Here is a 13,206-nt window from a genome sequence, read left to right on the forward strand (position 1 = left end):
ATGCCACCCGTCGGAATCGTCCCCTTCGCCGCCGTCGCGGCCGGCACCGCGCCGCGCGTCACGCTGTCCCACGCCGGCACCGCGCTGCGTGCACCGGCGCCGGGCTTCCTGAACAGCGTGTCGCTGTTCTTCACCCGCAACGTCACGCTGCAGGCGCAGAACCTGGCTGTGCGCCAGGACTTCGCGAACATGCTGACCAACCAGTTCGGCGCGGTGATCGCCAACCGCGTGTTCACGCCGGCCCAGGTCAACAACACGCCATTGTCGGCGCACGACGTGCGCGCGGCGATCGGGCCGGCGGGCATCGCCGTCGGCCGCGACGCGGCGCTCGCACCCCACGCGGCGGTCGGCGCGTTCGGCCTCCAGAAGCTCGAGGCGCGCGAAGCGCAGATGTTTCGCGCCATGCCCGCAGGACCGTTGCAGGCGAGCATCTTCAGCGGCGCCGCGGGCGCGCAGGTGGTCGCCGCCTACACGGCCACGGGTGCCGCGGCGATCGACCGCGAAGCGACACGCATGGCGGCCAGCCCTGTGGCCGCCGACGTGAACGCGATGCTCGCCGTCAACCACGCCGTGGCCAACATGGTCTCGCCGAACGCGCTGCGCCAGCCGCTGTACGAGCCGTTCCTGCAGGCCGCGCTGGCCAACATGGCACCGGCCTGCATCGCGGCCGACCCGCGTCCCAACTGCCCGCTGCTCACGCAGATGGCGGGCAAGCTGGCCGAATCGCTGGACAACCACATCGGCATGATGATGCTTTCGCGCGGCGCGCCGAACCACGACGTGCTGGCCACGCAACTGGCGGCGGACGTGCCGGGCATGCTGAACGCCAACCCAAGCCTGCTGCATGCGCTGGACACCGAGATGTCCGCCTTCGCCGGCAACGTGAATTCGGTGCTGGGCCGTGTGACCGCCGACCGTGTCGCCATCGAGGCGACCTTCTTCGGCGCGGTTCCCGCGGGCGACATCGTGAACCTGCGCGTGACCGACAGCGACCCGCACCACGGCGGCCAGCGCGTCATGATCCTGGAGTTCGCCAACTTCCCCGCCCAGCCGGTGGTCTACAAGCCGCGCGACTGCCGCGTCGATGCGTTCATCGCGGGCGAGGCGGGCGTGGGCAACGTGGCCGCCAGCGTCGCCGACGTCGTGAACCAGACGGCGCTGGGCGCGGGCACGATCCCGACCTACCGCTACCTGCTTGGCGGCGTGGCGCACGACGAATACGCCTTCGTCGAGCACCTGTCGCACCAGCCCGCCGACTTCGACTGCGCGGCCAACGTGCCGGCGGCGACAGGCTACTTCCGCGACATGGGCCGGCAGGCGGCGGTGGCCTACATGCTGGGCGTGACGGACCTGCACCATGGCAACTTCATCGTGTCGGGGCTGCGGCCCCACATGACGGACCTGGAGATCGCGTTCAGCCGCTCGGTGCTCGATCGCGGCGGCGCCGCGCCGAGCGTAGGCACCACGGGCCTGGACCGCGCGCTGATCAGCCACGACGAGAACGCGTTCCAGCTGCCGTTCACCGTCGGCGGCGGCGGCGCGTTCGTGCCGCGTGCCCACGCGGCTGCCAGCGACACCTCGAACTTCGTGCGGCTCAACGGGCACATCGCCAGGCTCGACGACGTGGCGAACGGCGCGGCCTTCCAGGCCGCCGCGCAGGCGGGCTTCGACGAAATCATCGACACCTTCGCGCAGCCCGTGGACAACCTCGCGCTGACCCAGCTGTTGCAGAACCACTTCGCCGGCTTCGGCGTGCGCTACCACCCCGTCACGACGATGACGCAGCTCAACACCCTTGAGGTCCGCAAGCTCAACCCGGACCGGTCGCCCGAACAGGCGGTGGCGGGCACCTTCATCGTGTCCGACGTCGACCAGGCCTACGCGCTGGCCGACGTGCAGACGCGTTTCGCCGCGATCGCGCGCAGCGACTTCGCCGTGGGCGACGTGGCCTACTTCACGCGCCAGCTTGGCAACGTGCAGAACGTTTTCCACCACGACCACAACGGCGCCCACGTGGTTCCGGACCCGGGCCATGTGTTCGGCTACGACGGGATGGGCGACTCGCTGGCGCGCATCAACGACATCCTGACGCAGCCGGCAACCGTCACGCAGATGAAGGTGAGCATGGGCACGCTGCTGTAGGCAGACACCGGGCCCGCACCTTCGCCGTCAGTTCCTGCAACTGGGGTTCTTGTGCCCCTCGGTGTTGTTGGGTCGCCCCAGGAAATCCAGGATGTGCGGGGTCGCGCCATCGGCCTGCAGCATCGTGGTGCCGCTGAGGTTGCCCCGGCAATAGCTGGTCTTGAGGGGATTGCGGTAGTTGTTGTTCATGATGAGCAGCGTGTCCCTTTCGCCGGCCGACTGCCCGCCATGGCCGCTGTTGAGGCCGCCGTGATCGGAGGTGACGACGATCAGCCACTCTTCGTTGGCGTAGTTCGGCCGTGCAACCAGCGCATTGAGCACCTGCTGGATCTGCTGGTCCTCGCCGACGATCTTGCTTTGATAGAAGGCGTTGAGCGGCGCGTAGCTGGCGGCGTGGCTATCGACGTTGTGCAGGTAATAGAAGATGGCCGTGGGCGCATTCGTCCAGCTCAGCCATTCCTTCACCGTATTGGTGGCCTGTTGCGAATTCTTCGCGCCGTTCCTGACGACGAAGTTGGCGTTCTTGGGGCGCAGGTTGGTCGTGAGGTTTTCCCAGTCGGCCACCACCGCCGTCGTGGCCGTTGGCCAGGCTTGCTTGATCAGGTCGAACACATGCGGCTTGTTCAGGCTCAGGCTCGTGTTGTTGCTCGTCACGCCATGCTTGTCGGCCCAGAAGCCGGTGAACACCGTGCTCCAACCCGGTCCGCTGACCGTGTCCTGAAGCGGGCCTCCGGCCAGCACGTTGCCGTGGAATGCGCCGCCCGCGATCAGTGCCGACATTGCGGGTGTCTGCGCGCAGCCCTGGCACTGGATCGCGTCGCCGCGCAGACCGTCGATGCCGATCAGCAGCACGTGCTTGTTGCCGGGAACGGGGTTGGGAATGATCGCGAGCGCGGCGATGATCAGGCGCGGATTGCTCAGCACGGCCTTGTAGCGCGTCCAGGAGCTTTCCGTGGCCGCCTGGTCGCCGGCAGCCACCTTCGCATCCTCCGGGTTGGCGACGCCGGTGTCGGGCGACTTGAAGCCCATGTCTTCGGGGCGCTCCCGGGCGATCAGGTAGAACGTGATGCCGCCCACCAGCATCAGCAGCACGGGCAGCCGGAAGATCCAGCGCCATTCGAGGTGGAAGACGTTCACCACCAATATCGACGTGACGAACGACAGCACCGACGCGCAGCCCGCGGCGAAGGTGTAGCAGCCGAACACCTTGCCGCGTTCGTGCATGCCCCACCAGTTCGACAGCAGGCGGCTGCCGGGCGCCCAGCCCAGCGCCTGGAAGTAGCCGTTGACGCCCCACGGAATGGCCAGGCTCTTGAAGCCGACGGCGAAGCTGACCACCCAGTTGGCGGCGCACGAAAGAATGGCACCCGCCGTTATGACGCGTCGCCCGCCGAGCTTGTCGGCCAGGTTGCCGTTGATGGCCTGGCCGATGGCGTAGCACCACAGCAGGCAGCTCGACGCCCAGCCGAGCATCTCCTTGGACAGACCGAACTCCTTCTGGATGCCCGGGATCGCAAAGCCGAAGGTCTGGCGGCCCGTGTAGAAGAAGAAGTAGCAGAACATGGCGGCCAGCAGCATCCGCCACTGGGTTCTTCGGAAGGCGTTGTCGATCGGCTGCACGTAAGTGCCCGCCGCCAGGGGCTGATTGGCCATTTGCATGTGTTGTCTCCGTCTTTTGGATCGGGCCGTGGGACCCGCGGGACCGGCCTTGGCGCCGGCATTCTTTTCTGTTCTGCCGTGGACGCCGCGCCGCGCTAGGCGGCGAGCGCGCCGATGAAGTTCCTGCCGCGCGCGCCGTCCATCGCGCGCGCCACCATGGCCTGCGCCTCGGCGTCCGCGACGCCGTAGTCGGCGAAGACGGGCGGATTCACTTCGGCGGCGCAGTACCTGCACATCGGCCAGCCCACGGTGACCGACCAGGTCAAGGCGCTGGAGCAGCGCTTCACCGTCGAACTCTTCCTGCGCGGCGGGCGCGGCGTACAGCTCACCGCCGTGGGCGAGCGCCTCTATGCCATCACGCAGGGGCTGTTCGGGCAGGAAGACGAGGCGATCCAGTTCCTGCAGAGCGCGCACAAGCTCAAGGCGGGGCTGGTGCGGGTGGGCGCGGTGTCGCCGCCCATCGCGCTCGAACTGGCGCGCCATTTCAAGCAGGCGCATCCCTCGCTCGAACTCACGGTGTCCATCGGTTCGGAAGAAGCCACGCTGCAGGGCCTGCAGGACTTCGGCATCGACGCGGGCATCATGGTGGAACCGCCGGCGGTGCCGGGGCTGCACATCGCGCACTACCGCAGCGAACGCATCGTGGCGGTGGTGCCGGCGGGCCATGCATGGACGCAGCGGCCTTCCGTCACGCCCGCAGACATCGAGGGCGAGATGCTGATCCTGCGCGAACCCGGATCGCGCACGCGGCACCGCGTGGACCTGGCTTGCCGGCAGCAGAACGTGCCGATGAACTGCGCCATGGAGATCAACAGCCGCGAGGCCATCCTGCACGCGGTGGCCAACGGCATGGGCGTGGGCTTCGTGACGCAGGTGGAGTTCATTCCGCTGCCCGGGCTGGCGGCGGTGGTGGTCGACGACGAGCAGTTCTCGATCAACTACTCGCTGTGCTGCCTGTCGGTGCGCCGGGAGCGCCCGTTGATCAAGGCGCTGTTCGACGTGGCGCTGGGGTGAAGGGGCCCGCGCCGGGCCCCTTCGCATGGCTTGTCGGGCCCGCTTACTCGATGTTGGTGCCGGCGCCCTTCGCCTTGCCCAGCAGATGCTCCGAAACGTCCCTGTTCGGCCGCGCCGCCGATGCGGTCAGCGAGTCCAGCGCATCGACGGCCGTGGCGCCCTGGGTGTTGATCTTCTTGTTGATCATTTCGTGGAACGTGGGCCCGCTGGCGTTGCCGTCTTTCAGGAAGTCGCGCATGTAGGCCAGCGCCATCCGCTCGGGCTTGTCCATCTGCCTCGCGGCGTGGCGCGTGAGCGAGCGGATGTCCGAACTCATCTGGCTGATCACCCGGCGGTCGGAGATCGTGCGGTCGACCGGAATGGCCTGCTTGCTCAACAGCTGCAGGCGGGGAACGAGCTGGCGGTCGGCCTGCTCGTACAGGCCGCGAACCCGCTGGTCCAGCGGCATGGACGCGCGGTTGTCCAGCATCTCGAGCAGTTTCGCGGCCTCGCCTTCGATGGGTTCGGCGTGGACCGCGAGGTCCTCGCTGCCTCGCACGGAAGCGACGATGTCGCGCGCGCACCTCGGGATGGCGCTGTAGATCTCGGCGGACTCCGCTTCGTCGGAGAAGCCGACCACCTGCAGTTCCATGCCGAGGTCCTTCATGAGGTCGGTCACCCTCTGCTGCTCCTCCGGCGGGACAGACGCCCTGGCCTTCTCGTTGCCGAACATCTTCATCACGGTGTCGCCGTGCAGCGCGCGCCCTGACTTGTCCATGAAACCTTGCATGTGTGCGAAATCAGCAATGATTCGCTGGGCCTGCTCCCTGCGCGGCGTGAGCGCCATGCGGATGCCCGACAGTTCGCCTGTCGCCGCCTTGAACGCCTGCCTCAGTTCGGCCAGCCGCCGCGCCTGCCCCGGCGACCTGAGCGCCGAGCCTTTCGGTTCCGAGACTGCCCCTCTCAGGACGAACCCCGTCTCCCTTTGCGTGTGCACCATCAGCGCCCGCATCGGCGGCTTGTAGATGACCAGCGCCCTGCTCGCCAGGGAGGCCGGCTGCCTCTCGACGCGCATGGACATGGAGCGGGCATGGGTCCGGTTCCCCACGAGCGAACGCGTGGCGGAGACGAGGGCGCCCTGCGTCGCCGTCGCGACGCGCGGCGTGACGAGGCTCGTTCGGACCGCCGATAAAGCCGTGGTCACCATGATCAGGCCCTTCCTTCAAGCATGAACGGCGGAATGTCCGCGCCCGGCAGCGGCTCGATGCGGTTCTGGCGCGCCTGCGTGATCCGCTCGTCCAGCGTCTCGACCACCGTCGCGATCGCGGAGAAGGTGCCCGAAAGGCTGTCCGGCGCGATCGCGTCGACGCTGGCCGACCACAGCACCACGAGCTTTTCCAGCACGGGATGCAGGCCGACGGCGATGCCCAGGTCGGCCATCGCATCCGTGGAGACGCCGAGTGCTTCGCGCAGGTCTTCCGCGGAAAGCTCCTGCTGCTCGCCTTTGGACTCGCCCGACACCACGAGGCGGCGGGAGTCGGCGTCGTACTCGAGCGCCAGCGCGCATTCATCGCCCACCTCGACCACCAGCGAACCAGCGTCGGCATCGAACGCCATGCCGAACGCGTTTCGCAGCTCCACTGCGAGCTTCTCAGGGAATGCTTCCATCGTCGTCATGCAGGTCTCCGGGGTTGTGGTGCAGCATGAGTAACGCTGGAGCGCGAGAAGTTCCTGCCGGCACGCCCGCGGCAGCGCCCTTCGCGGCGCTTGCTGAACCCCGAGCGCCGGCCGGGTCGGTCGTGAACTTGTGGCCCGGGGTCGCCAACGTCCTGCGGGCGCCAGGCGGCCATTGGTGGGGGATGCGATCGGATTCAACGGCGTCCTTGACGCTCATGCCGCTGATGGTGCGCGGGCCGCCCATGGCGCCAATGACCCTGAACACCTTCGGCATCGCGCTGCCCGCGAAGAGGCTCTCGCCAGCCCTGGCCGAACGCATCAGCGGCCTCTTTTTGCTCATATTCGGTGCAGCCAGCCCTTGAAATCAAAGGGTTTTCCCATGCAAGGTGCAGATATCGCACCGCCTTGATTCACGGGAAGGGTTCGCACCAATCACGTGCGGGCACCGTTTTTGCTTGAATGCCGGAGAACTACCTTGCATTCACCTTTCACGGACCCATCCCGAATGAACAAGCGCCAACTGCTCCAGTCCTTCCTCGCCGCCTCGGCCCTCAGCTTCGGCCTGCCCTCGGCCTTTGCGCAGACCACGACGCCGATCAAGTTCCAGCTCGACTGGCGTTTCGAAGGACCGGCGGCGCTGTTCCTGCACCCGGCCGCCAAGGGCTACTTCAAGGCCGCCGGCCTGGACGTGACCATCGACGCGGGCAACGGCTCGGGCGGCACCGTGACGCGCGTGGCCTCGGGCGCGTACGACATGGGCTTTGCCGACCTCGCGGCACTCATGGAATTCCACGCCAACAACCCCGACAGCCCGAACAAGCCGGTCGCAGTGATGATGGTCTACAACAACACGCCGGCCTCGGTCATGGCGCTGAAGAAGAGCGGCATCACCAAGCCGGCCGACCTCGCGGGCAAGAAGCTGGGCGCGCCGGTGTTCGACGCGGGCCGCCGCGCGTTCCCGATCTTCGCCAAGGCCAACAACGTGGGCGCCGTCAACTGGACCGCGATGGACCCGACGCTGCGCGAAACCATGCTGATGCGCGGCGACATCGACGCCATCACCGGCTTCACCTTCACCTCGCTGCTCAACCTGGAAGCGCGCGGCGCCAAGACGGCCGACGTGGTGATCCTGCCCTACCCCGACTACGGCGTGAAGCTCTACGGCAACGTGATCATTGCCTCGCCCAAGCTCATCAAGGAGCACCCCGAGGTGGTGAAGAAGTTCCTCTCGGCCTTCACCAAGGGCGCGAAGGAAGTCATTGCCAACCCGGCCGTGGCCATCGAGTCGGTGAAGGCGCGCGACGGCATCATCGACAGCAAGCTCGAAACGCGCCGCCTGCAGCTGGCCATCGACACCGTGATCAACAGCGCCGACGCGCGCGCCGAAGGCTTCGGCGCGGTCAACGCGGGCCGCATGTCGCTGATGGCCTCGCAGGTGTCCGACGCGTTCAACACCAAGACGCGCGTGAGCCCCGACGCGGTGTGGACCTCGGCCATGCTGCCGCCCGCGGCGGAACTCAACATCCTGAAGAAGTAATGGTGTCCACCACCGGTGCGCCCGGCACGCCCGGCGCACTCGACACGGCCGCTCCCTTCGTCGACTTCCAGGACGTCTGGCTCGCCTACAACGAAGAGCTGCTTCGCGAGAACCACTTCGCCGTCGAGGCCATCGACCTGAAGGTCAAGCGCGGCGAGTTCATCGCCATCGTCGGCCCTTCGGGCTGCGGCAAGTCGACCTTCATGAAGCTCACGACGGGGCTGAAGATGCCGTCGATGGGCAAGATCCGCATCGACGGGCAGCCCGTCACCGGGCCGCTGAAGATCTCGGGCATGGCCTTCCAGGCGCCTTCGCTGCTGCCGTGGCGCACCACGGTCGACAACGTGCTGCTGCCGCTGGAAATCGTGGAGCCCTACCGCTCCAACTTCAAGGCCAAGCGCAAGGAGTACGTCGAGCGCGCGCGCAAGCTGCTGCAGAAGGTGGGCCTCGCGGGCTATGAAGACAAGTTTCCGTGGCAGCTCTCGGGCGGCATGCAGCAGCGCGCGAGCATCTGCCGCGCGCTCATCCACGAGCCCAAGATGCTGCTGCTGGACGAGCCCTTCGGCGCGCTCGACGCGTTCACGCGCGAGGAGCTGTGGTGCATCCTGCGCGACCTGTGGACCGAGCAGCAGTTCAACGTCATCCTGGTGACGCACGACCTGCGCGAGTCGGTGTTCCTGGCCGACACGGTGTACGTGATGAGCAAGAGCCCGGGGCGCTTCGTGGTGAAGCGCGACATCGAGCTGCCGCGCCCGCGCGAGCTGGAGCTCACCTACACGAAGGAGTTCACCGACATCGTGCTGGAACTGCGCAGCCACATCGGCGCCATCCGAAACACCGGCGCCAGCGCCGCACAGACCGCCGCCGCGGTGTCTCACTGAAGGCGCGCCATGAAGAACACCAAGCAAATCGAACGCTGGTCGCCATGGCTGCTGCTCGTGGCGGTGCTGCTGCTGTGGCAGATCGTCTGCGCGGGCTTCGAGGTCTCGGACTTCATCTTCCCGAGCCCCTGGCGCATCTGGAACCAGTTCTGGGAATACAAGGAAATCATCGCGGGCCATGCGTGGCGCACCTTCTGGGTCACGATGGCGGGCTTCGGCCTGGCGATCGTGGTGGGCGTGCTGCTGGGCTTCGTGATCGGCAGTTCGCGCCTGGCGTATGCGGCCATCTACCCGCTGATGACGGCCTTCAACGCACTGCCCAAGGCGGCCTTCGTGCCGATCCTGGTGGTGTGGTTCGGCATTGGCGCGGGGCCGGCGATTCTCACGGCCTTCCTGATCAGCTTCTTCCCGATCATGGTGAACATCGCGACCGGCCTCGCCACGCTCGAGCCCGAACTCGAAGACGTGCTGCGCGTGCTGGGCGCCAAGCGCTGGGACGTGCTCATGAAGATCGGCCTGCCGCGCTCCATGCCGTACTTCTTCGGCTCGCTGAAGGTCGCCATCACGCTGGCTTTCGTCGGCACCACAGTGAGCGAGATGACGGCCGCCAACGAAGGCATCGGCTACCTGCTGATCTCGGCCGGCTCCGCCATGCAGATGGGCCTGGCCTTCGCGGGCCTGATGGTGGTGGGCGCGATGGCCATGCTGATGTACGAACTGTTCAGCGTGATCGAGAAGCACACCACCGGCTGGGCACACCGCGGTTCCCAGAACCAGTGATTCGCGCAATGATCCACGGATGACCCACGAACAGATCATCCGCGCGCTGCGCCGCGCCAACGAGGTGGCCCGGCGCGCCATGGCCATGGGGCGCCACCCCTTCGGCGCGGTGCTCGTCGCGCCGGACGGCGAGACCGTCCTCGCCGAGCAGGGCAACATCGACACGGTGCACCACGCCGAGGCCACGCTGGCGCGCCACGCCGCGTTGAACTGGCCCGCCGACTACCTGTGGCAGTGCACGCTGGTGACCACCTTCGAGCCCTGCGCCATGTGCGCGGGCACGAGCTACTGGGCGCACATCGGGCGCGTCGTGTACGGCGCGGAAGAATCCGCGCTGCTCGCGCTCACGGGCGACCACCCCGAGAACCCGACGCTGAGCCTGCCGTGCCGCGAGGTGTTCGCGCGCGGGCAGAAGAAGATCGAGGTGATCGGGCCGGTGCCTGAAGTGGCGGAAGAAATGATCGCCACGCACCGCGGGTTCTGGCAGCAGCGCTAAGCCCGCGCCGCCGCGCTCACGTCGGCGCGCGCAACGATGTCGCGCAGGTCCGCCCCGGCGGTCAACGTGCCCATGACACCCGCGTGCTGCCCACCCAGGCGCGACGTCGCAAAGCGTTCCGCGCCCGCGCCGTCGCTGTGCCTGAGCAGCTCGCTCGCCTGCAGCGCCAGGGCCATGCGCGTCACCACGGCACGGGCATTGCCCTCGTCCACGGGGCCCGCGCACAGATCGTCGCGCAAGGCGGCGATGAATTTCGCATGCGCCGCGTTGGCCACGCCCGGCTGTGAAACTTCGTCGAGAAAGACATCGAGCGCGCCCTTCTCGCGGTCCAGCGCGCGCACCACGTCCATGCACATCATGTTCGTCGTGCCTTCCCAGATCGAGTTGAGCGGCGCCTCGCGGTACAGCCGGGCGACCGGGTTCTCCATGATGAAGCCGTTGCCGCCGTGAACCTGCAGCGCCTCGTACACGACGTACGTCGCGCGCTGGCAGTTCCAGTACTTGACCACCGGCGTGGCCACCCGCGCCAGCAGCCGCTCCCGCTCGTCCAGCGCCATGCTGTCGGTCGCCCGTGCCACGCGCATCGCCGACCACATGGCCGCCTCGCTTTCCAGCGCCAGGTCGGCCAGCACGTTCGTCTGCATCGGCAGGTCGGCCATGCGGCGGCCGAAACCGTCGCGTGTCGACGCGTGATGAATGGCCAACGTCAGTGCCTGGCGCATCAGGCCCGCCGAGCCCACCGCGAAGTCCATGCGGGTCAGGTGCGCGTGCGAAAGAATCTCGCGAATGCCGCGCCCCTCCTCGCCGACCAGCATGGCCCAGGTCCTGTTGAACTCGACCTCGCTCGACGCATTGGAGCGGTTGCCGCACTTGTCTTTCAGGCGCTGCACGGCGATGCGGTTGGCACTGCCGTCCGGCAGGAAGCGTGGAACGAAAAGGCAGCTCACGCCGGATGCGGTTCGCGCCAGCGTGTAGAAGCCGTCCGACGTGGGAACCGAAAAGAACCACTTGTGGCCCGTGACCCGGTAGACCCGCGCGCCGCCCTCCGTGCCCGCGAACACGGCCGTGGTCTGCGTCTGGCGCAGGTCGGAGCCGCCTTGCTTCTCGGTCATGGCGTAGCCGATGACGGCCCCCTTTTTCTGCGCGAGCGGCAGGCGCCGGGGGTCGTAGTGCGCGGAGAGCGTCTTCTCCCGCCATTCGGCAAACTCCGGGCGCTGCGCAAAGCCGGCGCTCGCGGCGTAGGCCATGCCCAAGGGGCATGCCGTGCCGTTCTCGACCTGGTTCCACAGGTAGCTCAGCACCGCGCGCGCCAGGTGGCCCGACGGCTCGGCGGTGGTCCAGGCCAGGCTGGCCACCTCATGCCCGGTGCCCAGCGCCATCAACTGATGCCAGGCGGGATGAAACTCCACCCAGTCCAGGCGGTTGCCGAAACGGTCGTGCGTGCGCAGCTGGGGGCTGTGCTCGTTGGCCAGCCGGGCCAGGTCCTGCACCTCTTCGTTGCCCGCCAGTGCGCCGACGCGCGTCGCATGGGGAATGCTCCAGGCCGCATGACGCGCCACGAGGTCGCGCAGGGCCACGTCGCCGGTGAACGCGTTGTGGCCGACGCAAGGCCGGGCCTGGTTCAGCACCTCGTGCGTTTCAACGCCTTCGGGCGAACGGAAGGTTGGCGCCGACGCCAATGCCGGCGCGGTGCTTTCAAGAGGCATGTTCATGAAGCTCTCCAGGGGTTGGCCGCACCGCAGGCCCGACGTGCGTCGCTGCTGCGCCGCGGCCATGGTGAACCCTTCTTGGCGATTCGTGAATTGGTAGTCGCGCCTTGCCGGCTCACACATCACACCGCACCGCACCGCACCGCGCCACTCCGTGAAAGCGACACAATGGCACAGCCTTTGCGAGCCCAGGGCATGGCGATCGGGCGGCCACCGGCCCACCTTGTCGCGATGTAGTCTTTGGAATACACGGCGCCCAGCCCGCGGCCCCTTGGCTCACCATTCAGGTGCCATGCCATCGGCCGGACGCGCAAGGCGCTGCAACCGCTGATCCAAACGGAGGCTTTCTTGGCCAAGCTGGACCCGCTGAACACATCGCGCTACTGGCACGTGCCGGACCTGCCGGGCATGGACATGCTGCATGCGGATTTCACGACGCACGAGTACGCGCCCCATGTGCACCACTCCTTCGTGATCGCGATCACCGAGGTCGGCGGGTCCGAATTCAAGAGCCGCGGGCGAACCGGCGTCGCGCACCAGCAGGCGCTGCTCGTGTTCAATCCGGCCGAGCCCCATTCGGGCCGCATGGGCGGCAGCGCGCGCTGGCGGTACCGGTCTTTCTACCTGGCCGAACCGGGCATCCGGCACCTGATGACCACGCTGGGCATCGACCAGACCCGGTACTTCGGCTCGAACATCTTCTGCGACCCGGAACTCATCGGCAGCTTCCTGGAACTCCATCGCGCCTTCGACGGAAACAGCGCCCTGTGGGACCCGCTGCGGCAGCAGGAGATGCTGGTCCACAGCTTCGGCACGCTCTTCCAGAGCCACGCGCTGCCGGGCCAGCGCGTGCTCCCCGTGCCCGCGGACGCCCGCGTGCTGGCACCCGTGCTCGAGCTGCTGCACGACGCCTTCTCCGAGCGGTTGACGCTCGAACGGATGGCGGCGGCCGCCGCGCTCACGCCGTTCCAGCTGATCGGCGCGTTCAACCGCACCATCGGGCTGACGCCGCACACCTACCTGACGCAGCTGCGGCTGCGGGCCGCCATTGCCCACCTCACCGCGGGCCTGCCGCTGATCGAGGCCGCCGTGGCGAGCGGCTTCTACGACCAGAGCGCCCTGACCCGGCATTTCAAGCGCACCTTCGGCATGACGCCTCTGCAGTACGTCCGCGCCCGGGCGCGCTGAGAGGCCGTTACCGCGGCCTTGGCGCCACGCGCCGAGGCCCCTTCCTTTCGCTCCTGCACTGCCCGCAAGGCAGGTTGCGTGCGTGCGCCTGTGCGTTGCGACGACGTCCGCGCCGAATTCGAGTTTTCGATTTCTCCCGCCAAT

The 13,206-nt window shown here is 67.7% G+C and carries 12 protein-coding genes and 1 pseudogene; 7 read left to right on the forward strand and 6 right to left on the reverse strand.

Annotation, left to right across the window (positions count from 1 at the left end; all coding sequences use genetic code 11):
- A complete protein-coding gene (locus BM013_RS23885; RefSeq protein ID WP_093130136.1) occupies positions 1–2,142 on the forward strand; it encodes a DUF4135 domain-containing protein in 2,142 nt (713 codons plus the stop codon).
- A gap of 27 nt (positions 2,143–2,169) precedes the next feature.
- Here BM013_RS23885 and BM013_RS42220 read toward each other — a convergent pair whose 3' ends face one another.
- The 3 genes and pseudogenes from BM013_RS42220 to BM013_RS41295 form a co-directional block, all read right to left on the reverse strand.
- The gene (locus BM013_RS42220; RefSeq protein ID WP_371280793.1) at positions 2,170–2,994 is read right to left on the reverse strand and encodes an alkaline phosphatase family protein; all 825 of its coding nucleotides are present in this window, start codon (positions 2,992–2,994) and stop codon (positions 2,170–2,172) included.
- A gap of 30 nt (positions 2,995–3,024) precedes the next feature.
- Positions 3,025–3,801, reverse strand: a pseudogene (locus BM013_RS42225) (MFS transporter); the annotation flags it as partial.
- Between the two features lie 95 nt (positions 3,802–3,896).
- On the reverse strand, positions 3,897–4,067 hold the full coding sequence (locus BM013_RS41295; RefSeq protein ID WP_177225542.1) for a hypothetical protein: 171 nt from the start codon (positions 4,065–4,067) through the stop codon (positions 3,897–3,899).
- On the opposite strand from BM013_RS41295, the gene BM013_RS23895 reads away from it, so the two are divergent.
- The gene (locus tag BM013_RS23895; RefSeq protein WP_256221636.1) at positions 4,051–4,815 is read left to right on the forward strand and encodes a LysR substrate-binding domain-containing protein; all 765 of its coding nucleotides are present in this window, start codon (positions 4,051–4,053) and stop codon (positions 4,813–4,815) included. The genes BM013_RS41295 and BM013_RS23895 overlap by 17 nt on opposite strands.
- 43 nt (positions 4,816–4,858) lie before the next feature.
- On the opposite strand, the gene BM013_RS40605 is transcribed toward BM013_RS23895, so the two are convergent.
- Positions 4,859–6,001, reverse strand: a complete 1,143-nt coding sequence (locus tag BM013_RS40605; protein ID WP_143098323.1) for a hypothetical protein — start codon at positions 5,999–6,001, stop codon at positions 4,859–4,861.
- A gap of 2 nt (positions 6,002–6,003) precedes the next feature.
- Positions 6,004–6,471, reverse strand: coding sequence for a hypothetical protein (locus BM013_RS23915; protein ID WP_143098324.1), 468 nt, complete (start codon positions 6,469–6,471; stop codon positions 6,004–6,006).
- Between the two features lie 505 nt (positions 6,472–6,976).
- On the opposite strand from BM013_RS23915, the gene BM013_RS23925 reads away from it, so the two are divergent.
- The 4 genes from BM013_RS23925 to BM013_RS23940 are packed head-to-tail and all read left to right on the forward strand — an operon-like array spanning position 6,977 to position 10,165.
- Positions 6,977–8,008: an ABC transporter substrate-binding protein gene (locus tag BM013_RS23925; protein WP_093130144.1), complete on the forward strand. Its 1,032-nt coding sequence runs from the start codon at positions 6,977–6,979 to the stop codon at positions 8,006–8,008.
- A complete protein-coding gene (locus tag BM013_RS23930; RefSeq protein WP_093130145.1) occupies positions 8,008–8,889 on the forward strand; it encodes an ABC transporter ATP-binding protein in 882 nt (293 codons plus the stop codon). The genes BM013_RS23925 and BM013_RS23930 overlap by 1 nt, the downstream gene beginning before the upstream one ends.
- Positions 8,890–8,898: 9 nt before the next feature.
- Positions 8,899–9,669 (forward strand): ABC transporter permease, encoded by a 771-nt coding sequence (locus BM013_RS23935; protein WP_093130146.1) that lies wholly within the window; start codon positions 8,899–8,901, stop codon positions 9,667–9,669.
- A gap of 19 nt (positions 9,670–9,688) precedes the next feature.
- Positions 9,689–10,165: a nucleoside deaminase gene (locus tag BM013_RS23940; RefSeq protein ID WP_093130147.1), complete on the forward strand. Its 477-nt coding sequence runs from the start codon at positions 9,689–9,691 to the stop codon at positions 10,163–10,165.
- On the opposite strand, the gene BM013_RS23945 is transcribed toward BM013_RS23940, so the two are convergent.
- Positions 10,162–11,877 carry an acyl-CoA dehydrogenase family protein gene (locus tag BM013_RS23945; protein ID WP_093130335.1) on the reverse strand — a complete coding sequence of 572 codons (1,716 nt, stop codon included), beginning with the start codon at positions 11,875–11,877 and terminating at the stop codon, positions 10,162–10,164. The genes BM013_RS23940 and BM013_RS23945 overlap by 4 nt on opposite strands.
- A 345-nt stretch (positions 11,878–12,222) precedes the next feature.
- On the opposite strand from BM013_RS23945, the gene BM013_RS23950 reads away from it, so the two are divergent.
- Entirely contained in the window at positions 12,223–13,062 is an 840-nt protein-coding gene (locus BM013_RS23950; RefSeq protein WP_093130148.1) for an AraC family transcriptional regulator, read from the forward strand.
- The last annotated feature ends 144 nt before the right edge of the window (positions 13,063–13,206 follow it).

This window comes from Variovorax sp. OK605, from assembly GCF_900115445.1.
Lineage (GTDB): Bacteria > Pseudomonadota > Gammaproteobacteria > Burkholderiales > Burkholderiaceae_C > Variovorax.

Bases quoted from the DNA above. Each gene is read 5' to 3' on its own strand.
- BM013_RS23885 (WP_093130136.1), top strand. From the start codon at position 1: ATGCCACCCGTCGGAATCGTCCCCTTCGCCGCCGTCGCGGCCGGCACC.
- BM013_RS40605 (WP_143098323.1), bottom strand. From the start codon at position 6,001: ATGGTGACCACGGCTTTATCGGCGGTCCGAACGAGCCTCGTCACGCCG.
- BM013_RS23915 (WP_143098324.1), bottom strand. From the start codon at position 6,471: ATGACGACGATGGAAGCATTCCCTGAGAAGCTCGCAGTGGAGCTGCGA.
- BM013_RS23925 (WP_093130144.1), top strand. From the start codon at position 6,977: ATGAACAAGCGCCAACTGCTCCAGTCCTTCCTCGCCGCCTCGGCCCTC.
- BM013_RS23930 (WP_093130145.1), top strand. From the start codon at position 8,008: ATGGTGTCCACCACCGGTGCGCCCGGCACGCCCGGCGCACTCGACACG.
- BM013_RS23935 (WP_093130146.1), top strand. From the start codon at position 8,899: ATGAAGAACACCAAGCAAATCGAACGCTGGTCGCCATGGCTGCTGCTC.
- BM013_RS23940 (WP_093130147.1), top strand. From the start codon at position 9,689: ATGACCCACGAACAGATCATCCGCGCGCTGCGCCGCGCCAACGAGGTG.
- BM013_RS23945 (WP_093130335.1), bottom strand. From the start codon at position 11,877: ATGAACATGCCTCTTGAAAGCACCGCGCCGGCATTGGCGTCGGCGCCA.